General features: G+C 33.2%; 27 protein-coding genes and 1 tRNA gene. 25 read left to right on the forward strand and 3 right to left on the reverse strand.

What is annotated here, in order from left to right; genetic code table 11:
* Positions 1-4 precede the first annotated feature (4 nt).
* The 8 genes from rplI (at position 5) to AC1RPX_RS01550 (ending at position 5,806) form a co-directional block, all read left to right on the forward strand.
* Positions 5-460 carry a 50S ribosomal protein L9 gene (gene rplI / locus AC1RPX_RS01515; protein ID WP_481761088.1) on the forward strand — a complete coding sequence of 152 codons (456 nt, stop codon included), beginning with the start codon at positions 5-7 and terminating at the stop codon, positions 458-460.
* 83 nt (positions 461-543) lie between these two features.
* A complete protein-coding gene (dnaB, locus tag AC1RPX_RS01520) occupies positions 544-1,935 on the forward strand; it encodes a replicative DNA helicase (protein ID WP_481761089.1) in 1,392 nt (463 codons plus the stop codon).
* A 182-nt stretch (positions 1,936-2,117) separates the two neighbouring features.
* Positions 2,118-3,404 (forward strand): adenylosuccinate synthase, encoded by a 1,287-nt coding sequence (locus AC1RPX_RS01525; RefSeq protein WP_481761090.1) that lies wholly within the window; start codon positions 2,118-2,120, stop codon positions 3,402-3,404.
* 214 nt (positions 3,405-3,618) lie between these two features.
* On the forward strand, positions 3,619-3,828 hold the full coding sequence (locus AC1RPX_RS01530) for a CsbD family protein (RefSeq protein ID WP_409022828.1): 210 nt from the start codon (positions 3,619-3,621) through the stop codon (positions 3,826-3,828).
* A 386-nt stretch (positions 3,829-4,214) separates the two neighbouring features.
* Positions 4,215-4,460: a GlsB/YeaQ/YmgE family stress response membrane protein gene (locus AC1RPX_RS01535; protein ID WP_409021856.1), complete on the forward strand. Its 246-nt coding sequence runs from the start codon at positions 4,215-4,217 to the stop codon at positions 4,458-4,460.
* A gap of 25 nt (positions 4,461-4,485) precedes the next feature.
* Positions 4,486-5,040: an alkaline shock response membrane anchor protein AmaP gene (gene amaP / locus AC1RPX_RS01540; protein WP_481761091.1), complete on the forward strand. Its 555-nt coding sequence runs from the start codon at positions 4,486-4,488 to the stop codon at positions 5,038-5,040.
* Positions 5,041-5,056: 16 nt separating this feature from the next.
* On the forward strand, positions 5,057-5,257 hold the full coding sequence (locus tag AC1RPX_RS01545; RefSeq protein WP_409021858.1) for a DUF2273 domain-containing protein: 201 nt from the start codon (positions 5,057-5,059) through the stop codon (positions 5,255-5,257).
* Between the two features lie 30 nt (positions 5,258-5,287).
* The gene (locus AC1RPX_RS01550; protein ID WP_481761092.1) at positions 5,288-5,806 is read left to right on the forward strand and encodes an Asp23/Gls24 family envelope stress response protein; all 519 of its coding nucleotides are present in this window, start codon (positions 5,288-5,290) and stop codon (positions 5,804-5,806) included.
* A 165-nt stretch (positions 5,807-5,971) separates the two neighbouring features.
* Here AC1RPX_RS01550 and AC1RPX_RS01555 read toward each other — a convergent pair.
* Positions 5,972-6,044, reverse strand: a tRNA-Lys gene (locus tag AC1RPX_RS01555).
* Between the two features lie 196 nt (positions 6,045-6,240).
* Between AC1RPX_RS01555 and yycF the strand changes: the two genes are divergently transcribed.
* From yycF to AC1RPX_RS01595, 8 genes are all read left to right on the forward strand, one after another.
* Positions 6,241-6,951 carry a response regulator YycF gene (gene yycF, locus AC1RPX_RS01560; RefSeq protein ID WP_409021860.1) on the forward strand — a complete coding sequence of 237 codons (711 nt, stop codon included), beginning with the start codon at positions 6,241-6,243 and terminating at the stop codon, positions 6,949-6,951.
* 21 nt (positions 6,952-6,972) lie between these two features.
* Positions 6,973-8,826 (forward strand): cell wall metabolism sensor histidine kinase WalK, encoded by a 1,854-nt coding sequence (walK, locus tag AC1RPX_RS01565; protein WP_481761148.1) that lies wholly within the window; start codon positions 6,973-6,975, stop codon positions 8,824-8,826.
* The gene (locus AC1RPX_RS01570; RefSeq protein ID WP_481761093.1) at positions 8,813-10,132 is read left to right on the forward strand and encodes a YycH family regulatory protein; all 1,320 of its coding nucleotides are present in this window, start codon (positions 8,813-8,815) and stop codon (positions 10,130-10,132) included. Before walK ends, AC1RPX_RS01570 begins: the two co-directional genes overlap by 14 nt.
* A gap of 13 nt (positions 10,133-10,145) precedes the next feature.
* Complete coding sequence (locus tag AC1RPX_RS01575) at positions 10,146-10,967, forward strand: two-component system regulatory protein YycI (protein ID WP_481761094.1); 822 nt, start codon at positions 10,146-10,148, stop codon at positions 10,965-10,967.
* 34 nt (positions 10,968-11,001) lie between these two features.
* Positions 11,002-11,811 (forward strand): MBL fold metallo-hydrolase, encoded by an 810-nt coding sequence (locus tag AC1RPX_RS01580; protein ID WP_481761095.1) that lies wholly within the window; start codon positions 11,002-11,004, stop codon positions 11,809-11,811.
* A gap of 111 nt (positions 11,812-11,922) precedes the next feature.
* Complete coding sequence (locus AC1RPX_RS01585; protein WP_481761096.1) at positions 11,923-13,215, forward strand: S1C family serine protease; 1,293 nt, start codon at positions 11,923-11,925, stop codon at positions 13,213-13,215.
* A gap of 409 nt (positions 13,216-13,624) precedes the next feature.
* A complete protein-coding gene (rlmH, locus tag AC1RPX_RS01590; protein ID WP_481761097.1) occupies positions 13,625-14,104 on the forward strand; it encodes a 23S rRNA (pseudouridine(1915)-N(3))-methyltransferase RlmH in 480 nt (159 codons plus the stop codon).
* A 136-nt stretch (positions 14,105-14,240) separates the two neighbouring features.
* Positions 14,241-15,710 (forward strand): MFS transporter, encoded by a 1,470-nt coding sequence (locus AC1RPX_RS01595; RefSeq protein WP_409021866.1) that lies wholly within the window; start codon positions 14,241-14,243, stop codon positions 15,708-15,710.
* A 278-nt stretch (positions 15,711-15,988) separates the two neighbouring features.
* Here the strand turns inward: AC1RPX_RS01595 and AC1RPX_RS01600 are convergent, their stop codons facing one another.
* Entirely contained in the window at positions 15,989-17,326 is a 1,338-nt protein-coding gene (locus AC1RPX_RS01600) for a dihydrolipoyl dehydrogenase family protein (protein WP_481761098.1), read from the reverse strand.
* A 283-nt stretch (positions 17,327-17,609) separates the two neighbouring features.
* Between AC1RPX_RS01600 and AC1RPX_RS01605 the strand changes: the two genes are divergently transcribed.
* The 7 genes from AC1RPX_RS01605 to AC1RPX_RS01635 all read left to right on the forward strand — a co-directional run bounded on the left by AC1RPX_RS01605 (position 17,610) and on the right by AC1RPX_RS01635 (position 23,553).
* Positions 17,610-18,938 carry a glycosyltransferase family 2 protein gene (locus tag AC1RPX_RS01605; RefSeq protein ID WP_409021868.1) on the forward strand — a complete coding sequence of 443 codons (1,329 nt, stop codon included), beginning with the start codon at positions 17,610-17,612 and terminating at the stop codon, positions 18,936-18,938.
* Positions 18,925-19,452, forward strand: coding sequence for a hypothetical protein (locus AC1RPX_RS01610; RefSeq protein ID WP_481761099.1), 528 nt, complete (start codon positions 18,925-18,927; stop codon positions 19,450-19,452). The genes AC1RPX_RS01605 and AC1RPX_RS01610 overlap by 14 nt, the downstream gene beginning before the upstream one ends.
* The gene (locus tag AC1RPX_RS01615) at positions 19,442-20,377 is read left to right on the forward strand and encodes a pyridoxamine 5'-phosphate oxidase family protein (RefSeq protein WP_481761100.1); all 936 of its coding nucleotides are present in this window, start codon (positions 19,442-19,444) and stop codon (positions 20,375-20,377) included. The genes AC1RPX_RS01610 and AC1RPX_RS01615 overlap by 11 nt, the downstream gene beginning before the upstream one ends.
* 342 nt (positions 20,378-20,719) lie before the next feature.
* Entirely contained in the window at positions 20,720-21,337 is a 618-nt protein-coding gene (apf, locus tag AC1RPX_RS01620) for an aggregation-promoting factor (RefSeq protein WP_481761101.1), read from the forward strand.
* A 135-nt stretch (positions 21,338-21,472) separates the two neighbouring features.
* On the forward strand, positions 21,473-22,162 hold the full coding sequence (locus AC1RPX_RS01625) for a YjjG family noncanonical pyrimidine nucleotidase (RefSeq protein WP_481762165.1): 690 nt from the start codon (positions 21,473-21,475) through the stop codon (positions 22,160-22,162).
* A gap of 38 nt (positions 22,163-22,200) precedes the next feature.
* Positions 22,201-22,653 (forward strand): hypothetical protein, encoded by a 453-nt coding sequence (locus AC1RPX_RS01630; RefSeq protein ID WP_481761103.1) that lies wholly within the window; start codon positions 22,201-22,203, stop codon positions 22,651-22,653.
* A gap of 33 nt (positions 22,654-22,686) precedes the next feature.
* Positions 22,687-23,553, forward strand: coding sequence for a TMEM175 family protein (locus AC1RPX_RS01635; RefSeq protein WP_481761104.1), 867 nt, complete (start codon positions 22,687-22,689; stop codon positions 23,551-23,553).
* A 102-nt stretch (positions 23,554-23,655) separates the two neighbouring features.
* Here AC1RPX_RS01635 and AC1RPX_RS01640 read toward each other — a convergent pair whose 3' ends face one another.
* A complete protein-coding gene (locus tag AC1RPX_RS01640; RefSeq protein WP_481761105.1) occupies positions 23,656-24,903 on the reverse strand; it encodes a dicarboxylate/amino acid:cation symporter in 1,248 nt (415 codons plus the stop codon).
* Positions 24,904-25,159: 256 nt separating this feature from the next.
* Between AC1RPX_RS01640 and AC1RPX_RS01645 the strand changes: the two genes are divergently transcribed.
* Together AC1RPX_RS01645 and AC1RPX_RS01650 are read left to right on the forward strand one after the other, a co-directional pair.
* A complete protein-coding gene (locus AC1RPX_RS01645) occupies positions 25,160-25,588 on the forward strand; it encodes a CopY/TcrY family copper transport repressor (protein WP_481761106.1) in 429 nt (142 codons plus the stop codon).
* Positions 25,589-25,680: 92 nt separating this feature from the next.
* A complete protein-coding gene (locus AC1RPX_RS01650; protein ID WP_481761107.1) occupies positions 25,681-26,058 on the forward strand; it encodes a MerR family transcriptional regulator in 378 nt (125 codons plus the stop codon).
* The last annotated feature ends 31 nt before the right edge of the window (positions 26,059-26,089 follow it).

Raw genomic sequence — 26,089 nt, forward strand, 5'->3', positions numbered from 1 at the left:
GATTATGAAAGTTATATTTTTAGAAGATGTTCGCGGAAAAGGTAAACGTGGAGAAATTAAAGAAGTACCAAGCGGCTATGCTCAAAATTTTTTAATTAAAAATGGTAAAGCAAAATTAGCTACAAATTCAGCAATGAGTTCTTTAAAGGGACAACAAAAAGCTGAAGAAAAAAAAGCTGAAGAAATTTTAAAAGAAGCTAAAGATGAAAAAATCGTTTTAGAAGATGATAAGACAGTTGTTGAATTAACAGCTAAAGCGGGCGAAGATGGCCGTTTATTTGGCTCAATTCCTAGCAAGCAAATTGTACAAGCTATGGAAAAACAATACGGAATTAAAATCGACAAACGTAAAGTTGAACTACCAGAACCAATTCGTGCCTTAGGATTCACGAATGTACCTGTTAAGTTACATGTTGATGTAACAGCAATGATTCGTGTTCATGTTTCGGCTAATAACTAAAGTAGTATTTATTTGAAAAGCTGGCAAAATTTGATTTTGTCCAGCTTTTTTCTTGATTTTAGAAGTAAGGAGAACACGATAAAATGAATAATGAACTATTAACAGACCAAACGCCACCACAGAATATTGAAGCGGAACAAGCCGTTTTGGGCGCTGTCTTTTTAAAGAGTGATGCTCTTGTTGAGGCAATGGAATACTTGGAGCCCGAAGACTTCTATCAACGTCGCCATCAATTGATATTTGCGGCTATGGTGGATCTGAATGATAAAGATGAAGCTATTGATATTGTTACGATTCAAGATAATTTAACTTCTAAAAATCAAATGGATGATATTGGCGGTGTTAGCTATATTGTTGAATTAGCTGGCTCTGTACCAACGGCTGCGAACGTTCAGTATTATGCTAAAATTGTTGAAGAAAAATCAATGATTCGACGCTTAATTGCGACAGCGACATCTATTGCAACTAAGGGTTTATCACAAGATGATGATGTTGCAACGCTTTTAGATAATGCTGAACGTGAAATTATGAGCGTATCTGAAAAAAGAAATAGTAGTGGTTTTCAAGCTATCGCTGATGTATTAAAAAGTACATTTACAAATATTGAAAAGTTAGCTAAAGAAGGCGATACAATTACTGGATTGTCGACAGGTTATCCAGAGTTGGATAAAATGACTGCCGGGTTACATCCAGATGAGTTAATCATTTTAGCTGCTCGTCCGGCTGTTGGTAAAACAGCTTTTGCGTTGAATATTGCTCAAAACGTAGCAACTAAAACTGATGAAACTGTCGCTATTTTTAGTTTAGAAATGTCAGCAGAATCATTAGTTAGTCGTATGTTATGTGCTGAAGGTAGTATTAATGCGAATCACTTACGAACGGGACAATTAGACGAATCAGAATGGTCAAATTTGATTGTGGCAATGAATTCATTATCAAAGGCTAATATCTTTATTGATGACACTGCTGGGTCAAAGATGGCTGAAATTCGGGCAAAATGCCGTCGATTAGCGAAGGAAAAAGGTGGACTAGGGTTAATCGTTGTTGATTATTTACAGTTGATTGAAGGTTCAGGACGCGAAAGTCGACAACAAGAAGTCTCAGAAATTTCTCGTCAAATGAAGAAATTAGCGAAAGAATTAAGTGTTCCAGTTATTGCATTGTCTCAATTATCCCGTGGTGTTGAACAACGCCAAGATAAACGACCAGTGTTATCAGATATTCGTGAATCTGGTTCTATTGAACAAGATGCAGATATTGTTGCATTTTTGTATCGAGATGATTATTATGAACGCGATACTGATGAAGATGAAGACGGGAATCTACCTGATCCAAGGGATGAAGATGACCAAAATGTTGGTGAAGTTGAAGTTATTATTGAAAAAAACCGTGGTGGCGAACGAGGTACAGTTAAATTATTATTTGTTAAATCATATAATAAATTCTCGTCACTTGCCTATAGACCAGAAGGCTAGAAAATATTCCTTAGTGGGATATTTTTTTTGAATAAAAAGAGAAACGTTCGTTATATAGTTGATAAATGTTTATATAAAATACAAACGTTCGTATTTTAGTTGTATTTGAACTGCTTTATTGCTATAATATTCTAGGATTGTATTTATGAATTTAAAATATAAATTATGAGGTGGATGAAAATATGTCATCAGTAGTTGTAGTAGGTAGCCAATGGGGCGATGAAGGAAAAGGTAAAATTACAGATTTCTTAAGTCAAAATGCCGATGTTATTGCACGGTATCAAGGTGGCGATAACGCCGGACACACAATTGTATTTGAAGGCAACACTTACAAATTACATTTGATTCCATCAGGTATTTTCTTTCAAGATAAATTAAGTATCATTGGTAATGGGGTTGTTGTGAATCCTAAAGCTTTATGTGAAGAACTTGATTATCTACAAAAACTCGGCGTTAAAGGAGATAATTTACGTATTTCTGACCGCGCTCATGTTATTTTGCCATACCATATTCTACTTGATGGCTTACAAGAAGCTGCTAAAAAAGAAGATAAGATTGGGACGACTAATAAAGGTATTGGACCAGCTTATATGGATAAAGCTGCTAGAATTGGTATTAGAATTGCTGATTTAATGGAAAAAGAAACTTTCTCAGCAAAATTAAAAAATAATTTAGAACAAAAAAATCGTGAATTTACAAAATTATATGATCATGAACCACTTGAATTTGATGATATTTTTGAAGAATATTTTGCCTATGGCCAACGTTTGAAACGATACGTAATGGACACGTCAGTTATTATTAATGATGCACTAGATTCTGGTAAGAAAGTCTTATTTGAAGGTGCACAAGGTGTTATGTTAGATATTGATCATGGAACGTACCCATTTGTAACTTCTTCAAATCCAATTGCAGGTGGCGCAACAGTCGGTGTTGGTGTTGGACCTGCTCAAATAAATACAGTTGTTGGTGTCTGCAAAGCCTATACATCACGTGTAGGGGATGGTCCTTTTCCAACTGAACTATTAGATGAAATCGGTGATACTATCCGTGAAGTTGGACATGAATATGGTGTAACAACAAAACGTCCACGTCGTATTGGCTGGTTTGATAGTGTTGTTATGAATCATTCCAAACGTGTTTCAGGATTGACTAACTTATGTTTAAACAGTATTGATGTTTTAACTGGATTAAAAGAAGTTAAAATTTGTACAGCATACGAATTAAATGGTGAAATTATTCATCGTTATCCAGCTAGTTTTAAAGAATTATCTCAATGTAAACCAGTATATGAAACATTACCTGGTTGGACTGAAGATATTACTCAAATGAAAACTCTTGCAGAATTACCTGAAAATGCTAGAAATTATATTAGACGTATTGAAGAAATCGTTGATGTTAAAATTTCAACATTCTCAGTTGGACCCGATCGTGATCAAACAAATGTTTTAGATGATGTTTGGGCATAAATAAGTAATAGGTTGATAGTAATGTGAGAAAAGTCAAAGTTAATACTTTGATTTTTTTTTATTTAATCAATAACTAAGTAGATAAATAACCTTAATTAATTAGAGCTTAAAAATTTATATAACTTATATATTTGATAAGTCGAATATGTTGCATACGCTTTCTTTGGATGTTACTATCGGTATGTAGACAAATATATTATGAGGAGGAAACATGATGACAAATGAAGATAGATTAGATGCAAAGAAAGATCAAATTAAGGGTAAAGTAACAGAAACTAAAGGTAAATTGACAGGAGACAAGCAAGAAGAAGTTAAAGGTAAAGCGGAAGGTTTCCTTGGTAAAGCGAAAGATAAATTAGAAGATGTCAAAGATGATGTTGCAGAAAAAATAGATGAAGTTATGGACAAACGTAAAAAGAAATAGTAATTTCATTGGGTTCTCGCACTGCTTACAATAAGCAGTGCGAGTTTTTTTTATTTCTTTTTATTAGCCGAAGTTAGATAAATAATAGGCTTATCTTGTGAGTATAGTACCTATCAGTTCATCTTATTCACTCAGATATTCATAGATCTTATTTTGTTTAACTTTATGTGATTAATTAAGCAACGAGGAAAACAAAGATAGTTATTTATCTTTATTTTTTGGTGTATATAAGTTTAAGTACCTGGGAAAGAGATTCATTAAGTTTCATAGATTGAGCGTAATAAAATCGTTTCATTTGCAAGCGATTTCAAATAATGGTATATTACATATAACGAATAGTTAATATAATAAATAACTATTTAATATAAACAAAGGAGGAACATATTATGATTTGGTCATTAATTGTAGGTGCTATTATTGGTGCTGTTGCAGGGGCGATTACTAATCGCGGTGAGTCGATGGGATGGATAAGTAACATCATCGCTGGACTAGTTGGGTCAGCTCTTGGTCAAAGTGTCCTTGGTCATTGGGGACCTAGCTTGGCAGGAATGGCAATTATCCCTTCTATCATTGGTGCGATAATTTTAGTTTTAATTGTTTCAGCTATATTTGGTATAAAAGCAAGGAAGTAAATCAAGTCAAGAGAGAGGTATGTTTATGAAGAAGAGTAAAAAAATTATTCTGAGTATAGTCAGCCTCGGATACTTGATTGGGCTTAGCTTGCTGATTTGGCCAGAAATAATTGAGAAAATAACTAAAATGCTTGAACATTTTAACGTTAGTACAAATTTTCAGAGTAACGATTTTATCTTCTATTATGGGATTGTGTTATTGCTATTAACAGTCTTCATATTTTTGTTAATACTTTTGTGGCCTGCGCAACTACCAGATATTCCTTTGAAGCAAACTAAAGAAGGAAGACTTGCTTTAAGTAACCAGGGTATTAGCCAATTTATCAAGACAAAGTTGTCTAGTGAAGACTTATCTAATATTAAAGTTACGTTGAAGAATACACGACGTCAGCGAAAGATCCATATTGTTGCAGATTCAGTTTACCAACAGTCTACAGTTGGACAATTACCTCGTATTACGAGTGAATTAACTGAGAATCTCAATGATCTATTAGCTGGATCTAGTCATATTCCTATCAAAGTAGATATTAAGGTAAGTAAAAAATCAAATTCAAAACGTAAAGTTACACGGGTAGTTTAAGAGGGAGTGTGCATAAATGAAAGATAAAATGTCAATTAATATTGGAGTTGGTAGTGCTCTAGGATTTATCATATCCTCGTTACTTGTAACTGTAGGATTTTGGAAGACGATTATCATTATGATTGTGACACTGTTAGCAGGATGGATTGGTTATCTATTTAAAGAATATGATATTGATCTGTCATTTATTTCAAAAATTTTCACGCGGAAAAATTGATTATTTTAAAAATCGAAAGGAGTCTTAATTATGACTACAGAAAAAACAAATACGCAGGGAACAAAGACTGAACCAAAGGGGACATTGACATTTGATGACAAGGTTATTCAAAAAATAGTCGGTTATGCAATTGAAAATGTATCTGGTCTCTTGGGTGTGGATGGTGGATTTGTCGCAAATATTAAAAATAAACTTGTAAATAGTGATAATCCAACAGATGGCATCGGCGTTGAGGTTGGCAAGGAACAAGTTGCGGTTGATTTAAATATTATTATGGCATATGGGCACAATGCACATGATATTTATAAACAGTTAACGGAAGTTATTAATAAACAAGTAAAGGAAACAACAGATTTAGCTTTAATTGAGTTGAATGTTGAAGTAGTAGACATTCAAACACCAAAAGAATTTGATGATTCACAAACAAGTTTACAAGATCGTGTATCTGATGCAGGTAGTACTATTAAAGAAAAAACAACAGATGGGGTAGATGCCGTTAAAAAAACGACCTCTCAGGTAGTAAATAAAGATGATGACCGGGTTAAATAGCGTTGAACAAATAATAAGATTTAAATCTAGTTAAGAGAAATCCGATAGGGTTTCTCTTTTTTTGTTTCACGTGAAACATCAATAAGTAAATGAGAACACAAAAAAAGCACCTAGCCGCAGCTAGATGCTTCAACATATCTTGCGATATGTTGGGTTTGGCACCCATGGGTGGTTAGGGGCTCGAACCCTAGACCCACGGATTAAGAGTCCGTTGCTCTACCAACTGAGCTAACCACCCAAACCATTAATAATAATTCATCAACGTTAAATATATTATCATATATACTAATAAAAGACAATAACTTTTCGAAAAAGGATTTGGGTAAATTTAATCACTGTGTTTGGCAATGATGATTGAATAGGCTATAATAATGGAGGGTTAAGAAGTTGTATCTAGATTTAATTTTACAGCTTCCTATAAGGAGGATCCACATATGAAAAAAATATTAGTTGTCGACGATGAAAAACCAATTTCTGATATCGTTAAATTTAATTTAACTAAAGAAGGATACGACGTTTATACAGCTTACGATGGTGAAGAAGCCTTAGAAAAAGTTAAAGAAGTTGAACCGGATTTAATTTTATTAGATTTAATGTTACCAAAAGTGGATGGTTTAGAAGTTGCTCGTCAAGTTAGAAAAACTTACGATATGCCAATCATTATGGTTACAGCTAAAGATGGAGAAATCGATAAGGTCTTAGGTCTAGAATTAGGTGCAGATGATTATGTAACAAAACCTTTCTCTAACCGTGAACTAGTGGCCAGAGTTAAAGCTAATTTAAGAAGACAAAAAACAATTGAGAGTGTTCAAACAGAAGAACAACCACAAAATAGTGAAATACAAGTTGGACAATTAACCATTCATCCTGAAGCATATATGGTTTCAAAATATGATGAAAAAATTGAATTAACACATCGTGAATTTGAATTATTACATTATTTAGCACAACATCTAGGACAAGTTATGACTAGAGAACATTTACTACAGACGGTATGGGGTTATGATTACTTCGGTGATGTCAGAACGGTTGATGTTACAATGCGTCGTTTAAGAGAAAAAGTTGAAGATAATCCAAGCCATCCAGAGTGGTTGGTAACACGTCGTGGTGTTGGATACTATATGAAAAATCCAGATTTAGAATAGAGTAGGGGAATAACGATGAAAATGAATCAAAAAATTCGTTTTTTTAAATCTATTCAATTTAAAATAGCCCTCATTTTTGCGTTATTAATTTTAATAACGTTGGAAATTGTCGGGGCTTATTTTGTTAGGCAATTAGAACAGCAAAACTTAGATACCTTTAAGCAACAAGTCCAGTTACCTATATATGTTACTAATTCGATTACGAAGGATTTAGCAAAAACAGATACAGCTGCTGGTGATAGAGATATCAAAAAAATATTGGAAGATGTTAGTAATTCAAGTATCACAGAAATTCGAGTGATTGATAGTAAGGGCACAATTCGCGGGAGTAGTGATTTTAATAATCAAACTGTTGTGGGACAAAAAACGACAGATGCAACAATTAAGCAAGTGTTATATACACCTAAAACATTTGAAAAGAAGATTTATGATGAATCTAGCGATAAGCGCTACTATGTTTCAATTGTGCCACTAGTTAGTACAGCAGGAAATGTAACAACGACAGTTGGGGTTACATACGTTAAGGCCAATCTGGAAAGCTTATACTCAAATATTAACGATATCACGGTTATTTTCGTGACCGCGTCATTTTTTGCAGCTGTTTTAGTCCTTTTGATAACGATAGTTATTTCCCGGGCAATAACTCGTCCGATTGATGAGATGAAAAAGCAAACGATTCGAATTTCTCGCGGAGATTACTCCGGAAAAGTTCGTGTCTATTCTAATGATGAACTAGGACAATTAGCAGATGCGGTTAATAACTTATCTGTTCGTGTTGAAGAGGCACAAGAATCATCTGAAGCTGAACGTCGTCGTTTAGATAGTGTTCTATCGCACATGACAGATGGTGTAATTGCGACGGATCGTCGCGGAAATATTATCATTATGAATGAAGCGGCCTCTACCTTATTAGATCAAAATGAAAATGACTCAATAGGAGTATCAATTTTGGATATTCTTGATTTACGTAGTCAGTATACTTTACGTGATTTGTTAGAAAATCAAGATGAAATTATGATTGATTTATCTGATGTAGAACATGAACAAATTTTGAATGCTTATTTTTCATTAATACAAAGAGAATCTGGCTTTATTAGTGGTCTTGTCTGTGTACTTCATGATGTCACAGAACAACAAAAGATAGAACGTGAACGTGAAAGCTTTGTTTCTAATGTTTCTCATGAATTAAGAACGCCTTTGACGAGTATGAAGAGTTATATTGAGGCATTAAACGATGGTGCATGGAAAGATCCAGAAGTTGCACCAGGTTTCTTGAAAGTTACACAGAATGAAACAGAACGTATGATGCGTATGATTAATGACTTACTAAATTTGTCACGAATGGATTCAGGAACATCTAAGTTAGAACTTGAATTAGTTAACTTGAATGAACTGTATAGTTATGTTCTGGATAGATTCGATATGATGATTAATGCTGACGATGGGTCAGGCAAAAAGTATTCGATTAAACGTGATTTTACTAAACGTGATTTATGGGTTGAATTAGATACTGATAAAATTGTGCAAGTCATTGATAATATTATGAATAATGCCATTAAATATTCACCTGATGGTGGAGAAATAACTTGTCGTTTATTGGAGACACATAAGCACGTTATTTTGAGTATCTCTGATGAGGGCCTTGGTGTACCTAAAAAAGATTTAGCGCATATTTTTGATCGCTTTTTCCGTGTGGATAAAGCTAGATCGAGAGCTCAAGGTGGAACTGGATTAGGCCTAGCTATCTCAAAAGAGGTTGTCGAAATGCATAAAGGTAAAATTTGGTTAGATAGCTCGGAAGGCAAGGGTTCAACATTCTATATTTCATTGCCTTATGAATCATATGAGGAGGACCTGTGGGATGAAATTGAATAGATTTATTTTACCAACACTATTATTTTTATTAATTATGACAAGTATCGGTTTATCATGGGTCATTTGGACAAATCCGACATGGAATGGTAAAAGTGAATCGACGAAAGCTACAAATTCAACGCAGACAGAGTTAACAAAGAGTACTAAATTGAGCGAAGTATATGCACCAACGTCTGTTATTTATAATGATAATCAGCAACAAAATGTTTTATATAGTGAAAAAATTAATATCATTTCAAATATTCAAAAAAAGATACGTACTTGGAAAGAAACGTCTATATCAGAAGTTCCGATTAAAAATAAAAATGATTATTTAACGTTTTTAAATGCAAAAAATCAATTGGTTCTTAGTTACTCAGATGAAATTACGGTTGGGTTATTTAATCAAGTATTTAATCAGCAAAATCAAAATTATAAAACACGACTTATTAACCGTGTTCTTATTCCGCGTGATAATAAGAAAAGTATTTATCTGTTGAGTGACAAGGATAAAAAAATTTATGAGATTTCGTTAAATGATGCCTATAATAAAGGTAAAACAATTGATGATGTTGTACAAAATGAAACGTTATCGAAATTATCAGTTACATTTAAACTGCATAATAATGATATTTTTATGTATTATAATCAAGATTTTAATATAGCTCGTTTTAGGTATTTAGTGGATAAGCAAACGGCTAGTAAGTATGTTGCTAATCTATTAGGACAAAAAGATGGTTCATCGGTCAACGTTAAAGAAAGTAAAAAGACAATAACTTACTATGATGGTTCTGATCGACAATTAACGGTTCAAAATACGACAAATTTGGTTTCATATGAAGATGATGAAAATTCAGATGCGAAACAAAAAACGAGTCGTGGTAATGCTTTAACTGAAAGTTATACGAGTATTAAAAATACAGGTATCGGATTAGATAATATTCACTTCTACCAATTTAATGGTAAGTCTATGACAACAACATTCAGAAGTTATATTGAAGGATTTCCGATTTTTAATCAAACCAAACACGGTGTGATTGAAGTTGAGCGACTAGATAATGGTGGAAATAAAATTGATTTTTCATTATTGACGTTACAAATTGCTGTTCCATCTGGAAAAGCAGATGTTACGTTACCAAGTACAGAAGAAGTGTTAAGTAGCTTGGTTACGGCAGGGTATAAAGATGCGGATATTTCAGATATTCAATTAGGTTATCGTTGGGTATCAAGTTCTGATTCAGATTTGGTAGTCAACCTAGAACCCACTTGGTATATCCGATATCAAGATAAATGGAAAAGTTATACTGAATTACTACAAACAGATTAGGGAGGTGAATTAATTGGATTTTAGACGAATTCAAATTATTTTTATTATTGTTTTTCTTGGTTTAAATATCTTTTTATTCACCTCATTACGACAAAATCAACAAATTGAAATTTCGAGTCGATCATCACCTGGGACAACAAAAACCGGTACAACGCTTAAAGAGATGCGAGAAGATGACATTAAATACGGCAGTATCTCAAATAAAAAAGAGACTGGTGTATATATGTCTAATAAAGCATCTGATGTATTAAAGAATGATGCTAAACAGCTGCAATCCCAAGTTACAACATATAAAGACAATAAATTATCTAGTATTTTTGGGACACCAATTAATATCACAGATAGTGAAAGTCCAAATAAAACAATTGATAAGACAATTATGAGTGATAATACTTTAATTCTACATGGAGATAATTATCGCTATAACAGTAGTCTTTCAACAGAGACAAGTGTCGTGTATTCGCAGGTTGTTTACGATAAAATGGTTTACTCAAATGTTGGACTAATTAAATTTACAATTCAAAATAATAAAATTAGTGGCTATTCACAAACGTATATGGCAAATACAGAAAAATTACGTGAAAATGAGTCAATTATTAGTCAACAACAAGCAATACTGATATTGTATCAATATAATCAATTTGCAAGTAAAAGTAAGGTTAAATGGTCTAAGTTAGGATATGCTGAGTTGCTCAGTTTGGATAAAAAATATAGCGTCTATATTCCAGTTTGGATAGTAGCTGTTAAGAATCCAAGTAATGGTGTGACACAATACAAGCAAGTTAATTCATTTTCAGGAGCGATTATGAAGGATAGCACTGATATTTTAAATTAAATGAAGATTAAAAGGATAGAGGCGCAGGCAAGTAATGGATGAAGGAACAGACGATATGAAGATTAGTGTTCTTGCAAGCGGTAGTGCGGGAAATGTCACGTATATTGAAACGCCTAAGCACAAGGTCCTTGTAGATGCTGGTTTAAGTGGTAAAAAAATTGCGAGCCTAATGACAGATATTGGTCGAGATATTAACGATGTCGACACGTTATTTGTAACACATGAACATACGGATCATGCAAAGGCTGCTGGTATTTTAGCCCGTAAGTATGACATGAACGTTTATGCAAATGAATTAACATGGGAAGCCATGGCTCATACGATTGGTAAAATTCCCGTTGAGAAGAAGCAAATTTTTGAGATGGGGAAAGTAATTACATTCGACGACTTAGATGTTGAGAGTTTTGGTGTCTCTCATGATGCAGCGGCACCGCAATTCTACCAATTTCATCATAACAATAAGTCATTTGTTATTTTAACGGATACAGGTTATGTCTCAGAGAACGTTCAAGGGACAATTTCCGATGCAGATGCTTACTTGTTTGAGTGTAACCATGATATTGAAATGTTACGGATGGGCGGCTATCCATGGTCATTAAAACAGCGCATTTTAGGTGATAAAGGTCATTTATCAAATGAGGATGGTGCTGATGCACTTATGAATGTTATGGGTAATCGGACAAAACGAATTTTTTTAGGCCATCTTAGTAAGGATAATAATATGAAAGAATTAGCCCATCTAACGGTTGAATCAACGATGAAAGAACATGATTTAGCAGTTGGTGGTGATTTTAACATTTTCGATACAGATCCGGAAAATGCTACAAAGCTGGTTGTTTTATAAGAACAATTTTTTCAAAATTTATTCATAAATAGTTCACAATTAACCGTTATTCTTAAAAGAGTAAAAGATTACGTTTAAGGGGGCAGCGACAAATGTGTCGCGTATATAAAAATGTCAAATGAAAATAGAACAGGCTTAGGTAAAACAGTTGTTACAGCGCTTATTGCAGGATTAGTTGGTGGCGGAATTGCATTTGGTGGATATACATTTTACCAAAATAATGATAGTGATAATGGCGCAGTTACAACATCCTCAAATAAATCAGGTACAACTAAAGTAACAAATGTAAGTGTTAAATCAAGTAATGAATCATCAAAAGCATTTGCTAAAGTTAAAAATGCGGTTGTTTCAGTTATTTCATATACAAAGTCAAGTGGTTCAAGTAACAGCTTAACGGATATGTTTGGTGCAGCAGGCGATTCCTCTGCGACAACAGAAACAGCATCAAGTGAAGGTTCTGGTGTCATTTATAAAAAATCAGATGGTAGTGCTTATGTCGTAACTAATAATCATGTTATCTCTGGTGCAAGTAAAGTTGAAGTTTTATTGAGTAATGGTAAAAAATTAAGTGCCAAAATTGTTGGTAAAGATTCAATTACTGATTTAGCTGTTTTAAAAATATCAGCTAAAGATGTGACTCAAATCGCCACATTTGGTGATTCTGATAGTATCACTGTTGGTGAAACAGCATTGGCTATCGGTTCTCCACTTGGATCTGATTATGCGACATCATTAACGCAAGGAATCATATCAGCTAAGAAACGTACGATTGATGTTACCAATGATTCGGGTGTTAAAACGGGCCAAGCAACAGTTATTCAAACTGACGCTGCCATTAATCCTGGAAACTCAGGTGGGGCTTTAATTAATACTTCTGGCCAAGTTATCGGTATTAATTCGATGAAACTAGCAAGTACAGCAACAGGCTCTACTAGTTCTAGTTCATCATCAACTTCTGTCGAAGGAATGGGATTTGCTATTCCAAGTAATGAGGTTGTATCAATCATTAATCAATTAGTTGATAATGGAAAAGTTAAACGTCCTGCAATTGGTATTTCATTAATCGATTTAGATTACGTCTCAGCAAGTGATCAAAAGAGTGTCTTAAAATTACCAAAAAGTGTTTCTTCAGGGATTGTTGCTGTTAAAATAAATAGTGATTCACCTGCTAAAAATGCTGGTATAGGTAAATATGATGTTATCGTTAAGCTAGGTGATAAGAAAGTTACTGATATCTCAAGCTTACGAGAAGTTTTATATGAACATAAAATTGGTGATACAGTGGCTGTTGAATTCTATCATGATGGTAAGTTGAAACAGGCTAATATCAAATTAACCTTAGAAGCAACAGATGCAAATACAGGAACAAGCTCAACAAGTAAATCAGCATCATCAGCTCAATAAACAAATATGAAATAATCGTAAATAACTTAATTTACGATTATTTTTTTATTTTAAATAGATATTGTGTATAACTAAGTGGATAGATATTAAGGTGGGTGTGAGTAACAGAGGGAAAGGGCAGTATGAAGGGACTTTCTAAACAAAATAGTTATGCACAATTAATTGAATGGCCTGTGACTAACTTTTATTTATTTGATATTTTAAAATAAAAAAAGACTGTTATACCAATGTGTAAAGCGTATAATTAAGGAATGATAAATAACGCAAAATCTGTGCATAACTAATATGGTGTTGACAAATGGGCAACAAATAAATGTAGTGACGAACACATATTCCCCGCAATATGTTGTGGTCCAAATTGTGGATATGTGCGTAACTTTGTGTATAACTTGTGAAAAAGGTGGAAATTATGAACATTAAGATTATTGGTGTAGGTAAATTAAAAGAAAAATATCTCAAACAAGGAATTGAAGAGTATGCAAAACGGTTAAGTAAGTTTTGTAAATTTGAAATTATTGAAGTAAATGATGAAAAGGCACCGGAAAAATTAAGTTCAGCAGAAATGATTGATGTTAAAGGTAAAGAGGGCGAACGTATCCTTAGTAAGATTAAAGAAAAAGAGTATGTTTATGCTTTAGCCATTTTAGGTAAGGAACGTACGTCGGAAGATTTTGCTAAAGAGATTGCTGATCTTGGAACTTATGGGCATTCAGACATAACCTTCGTTATTGGGGGGTCATTAGGACTAAGCGAGGACGTTTTAAGACGCGCCGACACACAAATCTCGTTTGGTAAATTTACCTTACCGCATCAATTAATGCGGATGATTTTGACTGAACAAGTTTACCGTGGATTTATGATTAATGCAGGGAGCCCCTATCATAAATAAGGACCTTTCAATACTTTAAGTAACGTAATTTTAGGATATCAGTAGATTTTCATATTTTCCCTTGACCTAGAGCTTGCTTAAAGGTGGATGATAAAAATAAGTAATTTTAAATTTAGTCGTATAAGAGGGAGAATTTATGAATAAAAAGAATTTAATCATCGTGACTATTGCATTGCTGTTATCTAACGCAATGGCAGGTCTTGATGGAACGATTATTAATACTGCATTACCATCAATCGTCAGTGATTTGCATGGTATCCAATATATGGGATGGATTGTTGCAGTTTTCTTGTTGGGGATGGCAGTTGCCACACCTCTTTGGAGTAAATTAGGCGAACGAATTGGTAACCGTGGTGCATATCAGTTAGCAACTTTTTTATTTGCAATCGGTGCGGTTTTTCAAGCAACATCAAGTAATATTGTCTTTTTCTTAGTTGCTAGAGTAGTTATGGGTATTGGTGCAGGTGGGATGAATACAATTCCGTTTATTATTTATGCTGATATTTATAAAAATATTAAGAAACGCTCACAAGTTATTGGTTATGCAACAGCTAGTTACAGTATTGCATCAATTATTGGACCTTTAGTTGGTGGCTGGATCGTTGATACGTTTAGTTGGCATTGGGTCTTCTATATCAATGTACCAATAGCATTAATATCAATTATTTCAATCCAATTTTTCTTCAAAGAAGAAGTTAAAAAACGTCAAAAGGGGAATATCGATTACTTGGGTGCTGGAATGATGATTGTCAGCTTAGTGACCTTATTAACAGGTATTCAAATGATTGGTGTTGGGTCAATTAATTTAGTCGTTGGGTTAATTATTGCTGGAATTATCTTACTCGGTATTTTGTATAGAGTTGAGGATAGGGCCGTTGATCCGATTATTCCCAATCGATTATTTAAAAATAAGAAACTGATTGTTGATTTTATCATATTTGCCTTTTTATGGGGAGCATTTATCTCATTTAACATCTATATTCCAATGTGGGCACAAGGAATACTTGGAATGAGTGCATTGATTGGTGGGGCAACACAAATTCCTGGTGCAATGACTAATTTATTTGGTTCGTTGTCCGGTCCATCAATGATTCCTCGATTGGGGAAATACCGGATTATTACAATCGGAACCATTAGCTTTATTATTTCGTTTGCTGGGATGTTAGTTGTAGGTGTGACAGTCCCATTCTGGTATTTATTACTAATGGGTGCTTTTGAAGGGTTCGGTTTAGGAATGTGTTTTAATGTCCTACAACTGAGTGTTCAAGAGGATGCGGAGGGTCGAGATGTCCCAATCGCAACTTCATTTGCCTACTTATTACGTATTTTAAGCCAAACATTTATGTCATCAATTTATGGGGTTATCCTTAACAGTGCGTTGTTAAAAGGAGTTAATCAGTCTCATGGTAAAATTACGATGGAGATGTTAAACAAGCTAAGTGATTCGAAGCGTGTTTCAAGTCTTCCTGAAAAATTATTACCAGCAATGCGACAGATTATGTATGAAGGGTTGCATAATATTATGGTAATCGCGACAATATTATTGATTATCGTTTTACTATTTAATTTATGGATTCAGGCTCAATCTAGAAAACAACTAAGTTAAAAAATAGAATCTCTGAGAGAATGTACTATGTACTAAGTCGTATCGAGTTGACTGATGAAATTATATAAAATTTAATGGGGTATATTGATTTATCTGCTTGTAAAGTTATTAATAGATTCCCAGTGTAAATTCCTTGATTAATGTCAATTTATCAAATGCACTGTACTTAACTCTAGGCAAAAAAATCCCGCCATGATTGTCGAATGAAATTATATATTTCATCTGATAATCATGGCGGGATTTTTACAAAAAGGCAGATACCTTTTTAATCGTATTTTTTATAGATAATAGGTTAGGTCACTTGCTGGAGTCGGATAAGCTAAGATAAGTTTAGTAACATCTGTTTTTGATGTTTTGTTAGCAATTAATGGTGTTAGATAATTGATAAGTTCTTCCGCAATTGTGGTGTATGCGACAGCACCAACAAGTAAGTTGGATGATTTATCAAAGATAGTTGTCACAGATGCTTCAGATTCTTTAATTCGATTAAAGGAATACCAGTTAGTTGTCTCTTGTACTCTAATGTCATAATGTTCAGGTTCATTTTTAGCTTGTTCAATCGTAATGCCAACTTGAGATAGTTGTGGGCTGGCATAGACAGTCATTGGAATTGGTGGGTAAGCAATTGGACTATTCGATTTTTTAAGTAGTTGGTCTGCAACGTAATGACCTTCAAATGTTGAAACAGGTGTTAACTTAGGTTGTTTGCGTGAAACAATATCTCCAATGGCATAAATTCGATCATTTTTCGTTTTTAAGTGAGAATCCACAATAATACCATGTGAATCTGATTCAGCACCTGTAGCAGGTAGGTTTAATGTATTAACGTTAGGTTGACGGCCCATAGCTGAAATTGCCAAATCAACAGTTAAAGATAATCCCTTATCGTCTAACATCTGGAAGCCTAAAGGACCTTCTGTTATTTCTGTAATATTAGTGTCAAAGTGAAAATGGACACCATTAGTTTTCAAATTCTCAATGAGACGGGTTGTATATTCAATTGGAAATCCACGTAATATTTGACTATTATGTTGAATAATATGAACTTCTGAGCCAGCAATAGCAGCTATATTAGCAAGCTCAATTGAAACATAGCCAGCGCCAATAAAAGCTATTTTATCTGGTAATTCTTCAAGTGATAAAAAATCGGTACTTGTTTTTAGTAAATGACTGCCTGGAATATCAGGGACTACAGGTGACTGACCGGTCGCAATTACAAAATTATCGGCAGTGTAAGTTTCAGTATTAACGTTAATTTCTGACTTTGAAATAAACTTAGCAGATCCGTGAACAGTTTTAATATTTGCTGCAGATAAACCTGCTAGGGTATTGGCTGGAACTTTATCCGTATAAGCTGATTTAAAAGCCATTAATTTAGGCCAATCAATGATAGAACTGCCAGTTAGTCCGAAGCCTTGCATTGCTTCTTGGCGTTGTTTAGTTTCAACAGCAGAATAAAGCATTTTTTTTGGGTCACAACCTCGATTAGGACAAGTACCACCCCAAAGATCATTTTCAATAATGAGAACAGATTGCTTTTTACTTAAATCAAAAGCAGTAGAAAGACCACCAGGTCCAGCACCAATAATAATTGTATCGTAGTGTGATTGTTTCATAATTAATATCCCCCATAATAAATATTTAATAATTATACTGATACTAGCATAAAATTGAAAATTAATTAAAAATAATCGCTTAAAAATGTTTCATGTGAAACATTTTTAAAAAGAAAGCATAGCTTTTAAATTTTTAAAATAGTGACAGACAAAGTAATCCAGTATTAGAATATTTTATTTGATTATTAAAATCACAGAGGTTATAGTTTAAAAAGGGCGTTAAGTCAATGTATGTAAAGGATTTTAGCTATTTATTTAACTACAATTATTTGGGGGTCATTATATGACAGCAACAGTACTAAACGATATTACGAAGGTACTCATTTACACGATTGTATCGTATCCAATCGTTGGAGGCCTAGCCTTTATTGTATCGAGCCTTTATTATAGAATATTTATGGAGAAGAAGGAGCTCCCTAAATATTTAGAGAAGGGAGAACCATTCATTTCTATTTTTGTACCTGCTCATAATGAGGAACAATCAATAGAAGCAACAATTCGACATCTAGAGACTAAGTTAAATTATCCTCTAGATAAATATGAAGTTATTGTAATTAATGATGGTTCCACAGATAAAACCGGTGAGATTTTGGAGACGCTACAAGAGGAGTTCAAATCACGTTTAAGAACGATCACAATTATTAATAATCGTGGAAAAGCAGCTGGATTCAATATTGCATTGGCATTTGCTAAAGGCGAATTTATTTTATCCAATGATGCGGATTCAAAACCAGAAGTTGATGCCTTATGGAAATATATGTCATATTTTGAAAGAAAAGGTGGCAAGAATTTAGGCGCTGTCACTGGGAATATGTTACCAATTAATAAAACAACAATTGTAGCAGAAGCACAACAGAATGAATTAAATTCAATCATTGGCTTAATTAAGAGATCGCAATTATCTTATGGCGGTTTATTTGCTTTCTCAGGTGCAAATACAATGTATCGAAAAGCAGCCGTTTTAGATGTTGGTGGTTGGGAAGCTGAACAGCCAACAGAAGATATCGCAATTGCCTGGGACATGCAGGCATTAGGTTGGGTGGCTTATTTTGCGCCGCATATTCGCTTCTTTATGGATGTACCTGAAAAGCTAGGTGAACTAATTAAACAAAGACATAGATGGTCATCTGGTGGCGTTTATGTACTTCTAACGAAGACGTTACGCGTTCTACGTCATCCGATTAAACAATTTTCAAGTGTACCTATTATTATTGATTATGGATTAAGTGTTATTTGGTCAGTCTTTTATTGGTTAAGTATGATTGCATTTTTAGCAATTCAAATTATCTGTATTGTAAATGGTGATTGGTTACAGTTGAGCAATAACTTAGCGCTCGCCTGCATATTTATTTCAATAGAGGTCATTATTGGTTTGATTCAGTTAATCATGGCGTCATTTTTCAATGATAGTGGTAAATCTTTAAAATACGTTATTTTTGCGCCGTGGTATATCCTCATTTACTGGATGGTAAATACGTATACAATGGTAGCTGAGTTAATTCCGACAGTGCGTAAAATTATTACGGGTGAAGATGGTGGCGTATGGCATTCACCTGAACGTTCGGATAGTATTACAACAGATTTAGGAGGCGACGATGATGACAAAAAATAAGCCTGACTATATTGTGAACGAAGTAGATGAAGACGCATTGACGATTGATTGGTTTTTTGGTCAAAAAAATGTAAGTCTCAAACTAAGACAATTAGTATTAATAACAATTGGCTGGATTGCGTGCTTAGTACCAATCAGTATCACGGTTATCTTGATTTTATTTAAAGATAAGGCAATCCCAATTGATCAAACACTATTTACTGAGCTTTTTGATACGATTATAAATACATTCCTACAATACTATTTGTTTTTTATTGCGTTCTTTTTAATTTTGCATATTTATAATTTAATTCTTTCGAATAATCGTCTAAAAAATGATATAGAAAGTTATGATTCAAAATTATTAAAGAAACACACTGACTTAGCTGAAGAAATGTACTATTTAAAATATGGGCCACGAGATCATAGAGAGGGTCAAAATAAAATTATCATACAAGATTATGCCGATATTGGGACATTTGAATTAAGGCAACAATTTGATTACTTTGGAGATGAGGATGAAGATGATTTCTAAAGAGGATAAAAGATTATTAGATGAGATGGTTGTACGAGAAAGAAATATGAAGAAAAGACGTGACATTTCGGGCTTGATGTTACATAAATTAAGATTATTTAAGCGAAGATTAGTTACGTTTTTAACGGTTTTATCAACCGGAATCCTATTAGGACTTTATATGACATTTGAGCCATTCAAAATGTTGTCAGTTGTCAGTATTATAGAAGTTAATGTACTGGTAGCGGCAATTCTATTTCTATTTACGTCATACTTTTGGCAAATAATGCTCAAACACTGGCCATTAAAACATTTAATTAGTTGGTATAAAACTAAACTAAGAGTAACGTACGCGGGCCCACTGCTTGCTTCAAAAAGATGGTTACAGTTTTATTATAAAGATCGGGATATTTCACCGTATATCCCACAAATATTGTATTACCTACAAAATGAGTCTAAGTTAAAAACAGTTGATGAGGTATTAGCATTTATTGATGAAGGGGCACCTTCAGAAGTGGAAGAACATAATGTGTTAGATAAATTTAGACGATTTATTGGTGAAACAAATCAAATGGTCCTGAGTACTGCTACTGCAGATGGGATGCCATCGAGTCGTCAGATGCGATTTATTGTTTCACCTGATAAATCAAATGTTTGGTATTTTGGTTCAGCTCCGGAAACGCCTAAAATTGCTGAATTGGATTTAGGTAAAGCAGCTATTAATACAATTCCAACGAGTACAGGGATGACTATTGCTAGTAATAGGTTAAGTGTTAAGAGGTCAAAATATAAATTAGAAGATCTAGCAGAGTTGTATCGGGCACAGGTGCCAGGATTTATGGATGGATTACTGGAAGAAGATATAGAAAATGAGATTATTTATGAAATAGTGATCAAAAGTGCTCGATTAGATACTTGGACACAGCACGATCAAGTGAAATTTTAAAGGTATTATTAGCAATATTCATTGCTGATAATACCTTTTTTTAATAAATCAATTAAAAAAATAAACTTTTTACTTGATTTTCAACGTATTTATCTCTATATTTTGACACATAAATTACAGACGAATTATTAATAGATTAACTGTCACTAAGGGAATAAGAAGGTAATGGTGTATTTGATTTATTTTACATTTATTACGGAATATGATATTTATTACATTATTTCAAGATAATGATATTTGACTGAAATGCTTATGTAAAAACTAACTGATAGTATGAACCTCGTAAGATAAATAAGAAAAAAATAAATAAAAACGTTTAACTTAAAAGGAGAACTAAATATAATGAAATTAAATAAAAAGATGACAAAATTTTCAGTAGCAATGGTAGCAACAGTAGCAGCAGGTCTTGGACTTGCAGTTAAAGCAGCAGATGCTGATGTATATACTGTAAAATCAGGTGATACACTAAATAACATCTCAGCAACTTACGCTAACAAAACATCTAATGATGTCAGTGTTAACGCAATTGTTAAAGAAAATAAAATTAGTAACGCTAATTTAATTTATGTTGGTGAACAATTAACAATCAATACTGATACAGCTGCTAAAACAGCAAATACAGCATCAACAACAAATACAACAACTACTAAGGCAGCAACACCAGCTGCAACTCCTGCTAAAGCAGCAACAACAGTTGCACCAAAGAGTACAGTGTCAACAGCAACTGCAAGCACTACTGATTCATCAAGTGCTAAAGCATGGATTGCTAACAAAGAATCTGGTGGTTCATACTCAGCAAGAAATGGCCAATATATTGGTAAATACCAATTAAGTTCATCATATTTAAATGGTGATTACTCAGCTGCAAACCAAGAAAAAGTAGCTAACAATTACGTAACAAGTCGTTATGGTTCATGGAGTGCTGCAAAATCATTCTGGTTATCAAACGGTTGGTACTAAAATTTAAATTATAAAAATAAGAAGCTTTGGATAGGGATATAATTCCTTATTCAAAGCTTTTTTGTTACTTTAAATCTTATGTTAAAATGATAATGTCCAGTAACTAAATTACATGAATGAAAGTTGAGAATTGAATTGAAAAATTACGAATTTTTACTATTTGATATTGATGATACGTTACTTGATTTTGGGTTAACTGAAAAAGCTGCACTAGAAAAGCTTTTTTTAACGCAAAAAATAACATTAGATGATAAAATAAAACAAAATTATTTGAAATTTAATCAGCAGTTATGGCGCCAATATGAGCGTGGTAATTTAAAGCGGGATCAATTATTAGAAAATCGGTTTGCGATATTTTTCAAAAAACAGTTTAATAGAGTAGTTGATGGTAAAGAGTTGGCTAAACAGTATCAAGATAATCTGTCTGCCGGACATGAAAAAATGATGGGCGCAGATGAATTATTGGCATCAATAGATACAGCTAACTATCAATTGTCGATTATTACCAATGGCGTTGCAAACATGCAGTATAAACGATTAGCAGAATCAAAGTTAGATAAGTACTTTCCGCAAATATTTGTTTCGGAAATGACGGGTTATCAAAAACCAACGGTTGGCTTTTTTAACTATGCTTTTGACCATATTGCTGGATTTAATCCCGATAAGGCACTTATTATTGGTGATTCTTTAACATCAGATATTCAAGGTGGGAACAATGTTCACGTTGATACTGTCTGGTACAATCCGAAAAACATTAAAAATAAGACATCAATAAAAGCGACCTACGAAATTGATGATCTGTTAGCCATAAATAATATAATATAAGAATAATTATAAATCTTGGATTAGAGGAATGGTGAATAATGAAAGATGCTAAAATGATGAAAAATGTTAAAAAGATTATTACGTATGCTATTTTTGTGATTGCTACCTATTTTTTATTTTCACAAGTTTTATCAGTGTCAGAAATAGCAACGGATCGTTCCTTTATGGAGATTGCAAAAGCAGAACCAGTCGTATTTATTATTATCTTTTTTATAATTTATAGTTTATTTATGATAATTAGTATTGCTTTTTTCTATTTTTCTCATATTTTATTAAAAATTAAGGGAAAATATGATATTAGTTTACTTATTTTAAATTTTTTCACAGTTTTTTTAACAATATCAACGCTTGTTATTAAATCAGTTGGAGGGGCATTACCAACAGTAGTTATCAAAACTAGTTTATTTTTTATTTTAATATCGATGTCCTTATCAACGACTGCAAAATTATTAGCCTTACGAGAAGAACGACTAAAAAAAAGAAAAAAATAGGTTAAATATAGCAGTATTTTAAAGGAGGTACATATGAAAATTAAAGAGCGGTTGGATACGTTAAGTGATGCGATTATAGCCATTATTATAACCATTATGGTATTAGAGATGCCAATTGAGATAAAAAATGGGGAGATTAACTTTGTTGGTTTGTTTCAAGCCATTGGAATCTTTATTGTTAGTTTCTGTTTTGTTGCTAATATCTGGTATCAACATGCGGTCGCATTTTCGGAAGTAAATGAAGTACCAAATAAAATAATTGTGATGGATTTAATCTTAATGATGCTTTTATCGTTAATGCCAACCTTCACACGACTAATGACAAGTGATACTGTCAGAGAAACGGTTACAATGTATGGTGTTTTATATTTGTTAATTATTTATCTATTCAGGGAAATTGTAAAAGAAATTATTCATCAAAAATATACAGAAAAATCTGATATGAAAAAAGTATATGTAACCATTTATGGCAGACATAACACAGAAACCGGATTATTAATATTAGCTTTAATTCTTATAGGCTGGTTTTTCCCTAAAATAACGTTAGTCTTTTTTATTATCATACCAATTCGTTCATTTATTACTAATAGTGCAGATAACAGTGAATTTACTAATATTAGTCAAATGGAACCTAAAGGTACTGAGGCATTCTTAGAGATGACACCTGAAGATAGAGAAAAATTAAAACCAATTATTACGACACTTAGAAAAGAAATAAAACAACAAGATCCTGATGCGTGGGAGAATTTTACAGAGGATGCTGAAGAGGCACTCGACGTTAGTGAAGGAACGATACTTAGATGGTTTCGTCAATATCGTCAAGCATTTGAGGATTCACAAAATACGCGAAGAAAAAATATAAAGTATGGTAGAGACCAATTAAGTAGAGAAGATGATTAATAGTAAACTGTCCGTCCAATTTTGGAAAGGGCAGTTTTTAATTACAAAAAACCCCTATACTAGACTGATATTTCAGTATCTAATATAGGGGGATTGTTATTATTATTGTGCCATAAAATCTTTTAACCAATTTTTACCTTCAACGAAACGCGTAACAAGCATTGCAGTAGCAGTATTTCCTGTTGAATTTAATAAAGTTGCGGGAATATCAATGATGGTTGTAATAATTAGAATTAATGGAAGAGCAGCCATTGGGAAACCGAAGATTGAACAAATTAAGGTTTCGGCAACCATACCACCACCTGGAATAGCGCCCATCACGACACCAACCAAGAATGAAACACAGATAATCATAATCATATTATTTAAACTCGTGATATCTTTACCAAAAACGGCAAATAAAAATGTTGTTTTTAAGATGCCACCAATAACAGAGCCATCCTTGTGCGTATTTGCACCTAATGGGATGATCGTATTTGCGATATCTTCGCTCACGCCCATTTTTTTAGAATACTCTAGGTTAACAGGGATACATGCAGCTGAAGAACTTGTTGCAATTGCTGTAACAGCAGGAGCTGAGACATTTTTCCAAAAAATCATAAAACCGGCTTTGCCACCTGCGATAAATGCATAGAAACTCATCATCACAAAGAAGTAGAAAGCTGTAATACCTAAGTAAAGAATGAAACTGCGCAAATATCCGGCAGCAATCTGAGGTCCTAAATTACCGATAATATTGGCAAAGAAACAACCTAAACCAATTGGCGCGTAGATCATCACATATTTAACCATCCGCATAACTACTACGTTTCCAGCTGATAAAAATTTTGTAAATACACTAGATTCTTTACCGGTTGCTGAAGCAGCTGTACCCATTAAAATCGAAAAGATAATTAGTTGTAACATATTATCTTTTGATAATAAATGATAAAAGTCATTAACGGTGAATGTATTAACTAATGTTTCTAAACCAGATGATTTTGTTGATGTATCTTTAACAGTACCCATCAAACCTTTAATCGTATCAACGTTGACGCCGTGAATAGGGTTAAAGAGACGAACACCGATATACCCAATAACACCAGCAATGAAAGCCGTTGTTAGGAAGACAATTAATGTTGTAATCATGATTTTACCAAGTCGTTTCATTTCAGACATTTCTGCGATGGCAGATGAAATACTGAAAAAAACAAGTGGAACTAAAATCATGTACATTAGATTTAGAAAAAGATCTCCTAAAGGTTTAAGGACAGCAGCTTGTTCTTTAAAGATTAAGCCGACAATCCCACCTATGATTAGACCCGAGAGTAATAATAAAGATGTTTTGTAGCGATTAAAAAAAGTAGTCATAAAAAATCCCCTTAAATAATTAGTCTAAAGTCATAAACACTAGTATATCAATTGTTTTGTTTAAAAGCTAAGTTAAAAAAAGGAAACGAATAATATGCAAAAACAAATGAGTTTAATCAATATTAAAAAATGAGATAGTATTAGTTAATAATGAGTATTTAACCGATTATACTAATTTGAAAGATAGCTTATTGACGGGTTAAATACATTAGTTTACAATTGTAATCATAAGACCAATGAAAGAAGGGCAATACTAATGAATAATAAAAAAATAATTGAAATTAGCGACGCTGAGTGGGAAGTTATGCGTGTTATCTGGACATTAGGTCAGAGTACTAGTAATGAAATATTTAAGAATTTAAAAGAAAAAAAGAATTGGCAAATGCCAACAATAAAAACATTATTGGGTCGATTAGTAAAAAAGGGTGCATTATCTGCTGATAAAGAGGGCCGAGCATTCATATACAAACCCCTAATAGAAGAACAAACGACGATGGATCATGTTAGTCAGTTATTATTTGAACATATGTGCCAAATGAAAATTGGCTCAACAATTGCCGATTTATTAAGTGAAGTTGAGTTAAGCCAATCAGATATTGTGAAACTACAAAGTGTGATTGATGAAAAAAGTAAAAATGCACCAGAAATGGTTGAATGTAACTGCTTAGCTGAAAAAATGATGTAAATGTTTCATGTGAAACATTATAAAATTTAATCTGATCCTTTATCTTAATTGTCTAATGAGATTAAAAAAGATGAGAATAGGAGTGTTTGATTTTGAATATTAAAAAAGTAAGTGAGAAGTTTGATTTACCGACTGCGACGTTACGATATTATGAGGAAGTAGGACTTATTCCCACTGTATCACGGAATACAAGCGGGTATCGGGACTATGATGAAATCGATTTAGAATGGGTTAATTTTGCAAAACATATGCGTCAAACGGGGATTTCAATCAACATTTTAAAAGAATATGCTGACCTAACGCAACAAGGTGAGGCCACTGAAGAGCAACGTAAACAGATTTTGATTAAACAGCAACGATTATTAGGTGAACAAATCGCGGCGATGCAAGATACTTATAATTTTTTAGATAATAAAATTGAAACGTACGAAAATCATGTAAAACAGATGTTAAAAATGACCGATAAATAAAAAGCTTGCCTTCAAGTCGACTTGAAGGTTT

This window comes from Dellaglioa sp. CoH-56-MRSF-14, from assembly GCF_056782115.1.

Excerpts from the sequence above, each read along its gene's own strand:
- AC1RPX_RS01630 (WP_481761103.1), top strand. The coding sequence starts at position 22,201 with ATGAAAGATGCTAAAATGATGAAAAATGTTAAAAAGATTATTACGTAT.
- AC1RPX_RS01585 (WP_481761096.1), top strand. The coding sequence starts at position 11,923 with ATGTCAAATGAAAATAGAACAGGCTTAGGTAAAACAGTTGTTACAGCG.
- AC1RPX_RS01525 (WP_481761090.1), top strand. The coding sequence starts at position 2,118 with ATGTCATCAGTAGTTGTAGTAGGTAGCCAATGGGGCGATGAAGGAAAA.
- AC1RPX_RS01640 (WP_481761105.1), bottom strand. The coding sequence starts at position 24,903 with ATGACTACTTTTTTTAATCGCTACAAAACATCTTTATTATTACTCTCG.
- AC1RPX_RS01530 (WP_409022828.1), top strand. The coding sequence starts at position 3,619 with ATGACAAATGAAGATAGATTAGATGCAAAGAAAGATCAAATTAAGGGT.
- AC1RPX_RS01605 (WP_409021868.1), top strand. The coding sequence starts at position 17,610 with ATGACAGCAACAGTACTAAACGATATTACGAAGGTACTCATTTACACG.
- dnaB (WP_481761089.1), top strand. The coding sequence starts at position 544 with ATGAATAATGAACTATTAACAGACCAAACGCCACCACAGAATATTGAA.
- rlmH (WP_481761097.1), top strand. The coding sequence starts at position 13,625 with ATGAACATTAAGATTATTGGTGTAGGTAAATTAAAAGAAAAATATCTC.
- AC1RPX_RS01645 (WP_481761106.1), top strand. The coding sequence starts at position 25,160 with ATGAATAATAAAAAAATAATTGAAATTAGCGACGCTGAGTGGGAAGTT.
- AC1RPX_RS01615 (WP_481761100.1), top strand. The coding sequence starts at position 19,442 with ATGATTTCTAAAGAGGATAAAAGATTATTAGATGAGATGGTTGTACGA.
- AC1RPX_RS01635 (WP_481761104.1), top strand. The coding sequence starts at position 22,687 with ATGAAAATTAAAGAGCGGTTGGATACGTTAAGTGATGCGATTATAGCC.
- AC1RPX_RS01545 (WP_409021858.1), top strand. The coding sequence starts at position 5,057 with ATGAAAGATAAAATGTCAATTAATATTGGAGTTGGTAGTGCTCTAGGA.
- AC1RPX_RS01535 (WP_409021856.1), top strand. The coding sequence starts at position 4,215 with ATGATTTGGTCATTAATTGTAGGTGCTATTATTGGTGCTGTTGCAGGG.
- AC1RPX_RS01600 (WP_481761098.1), bottom strand. The coding sequence starts at position 17,326 with ATGAAACAATCACACTACGATACAATTATTATTGGTGCTGGACCTGGT.
- AC1RPX_RS01570 (WP_481761093.1), top strand. The coding sequence starts at position 8,813 with ATGAAATTGAATAGATTTATTTTACCAACACTATTATTTTTATTAATT.
- AC1RPX_RS01610 (WP_481761099.1), top strand. The coding sequence starts at position 18,925 with ATGACAAAAAATAAGCCTGACTATATTGTGAACGAAGTAGATGAAGAC.
- AC1RPX_RS01580 (WP_481761095.1), top strand. The coding sequence starts at position 11,002 with ATGGATGAAGGAACAGACGATATGAAGATTAGTGTTCTTGCAAGCGGT.
- apf (WP_481761101.1), top strand. The coding sequence starts at position 20,720 with ATGAAATTAAATAAAAAGATGACAAAATTTTCAGTAGCAATGGTAGCA.
- amaP (WP_481761091.1), top strand. The coding sequence starts at position 4,486 with ATGAAGAAGAGTAAAAAAATTATTCTGAGTATAGTCAGCCTCGGATAC.
- rplI (WP_481761088.1), top strand. The coding sequence starts at position 5 with ATGAAAGTTATATTTTTAGAAGATGTTCGCGGAAAAGGTAAACGTGGA.
- walK (WP_481761148.1), top strand. The coding sequence starts at position 6,973 with ATGAATCAAAAAATTCGTTTTTTTAAATCTATTCAATTTAAAATAGCC.
- yycF (WP_409021860.1), top strand. The coding sequence starts at position 6,241 with ATGAAAAAAATATTAGTTGTCGACGATGAAAAACCAATTTCTGATATC.
- AC1RPX_RS01550 (WP_481761092.1), top strand. The coding sequence starts at position 5,288 with ATGACTACAGAAAAAACAAATACGCAGGGAACAAAGACTGAACCAAAG.
- AC1RPX_RS01595 (WP_409021866.1), top strand. The coding sequence starts at position 14,241 with ATGAATAAAAAGAATTTAATCATCGTGACTATTGCATTGCTGTTATCT.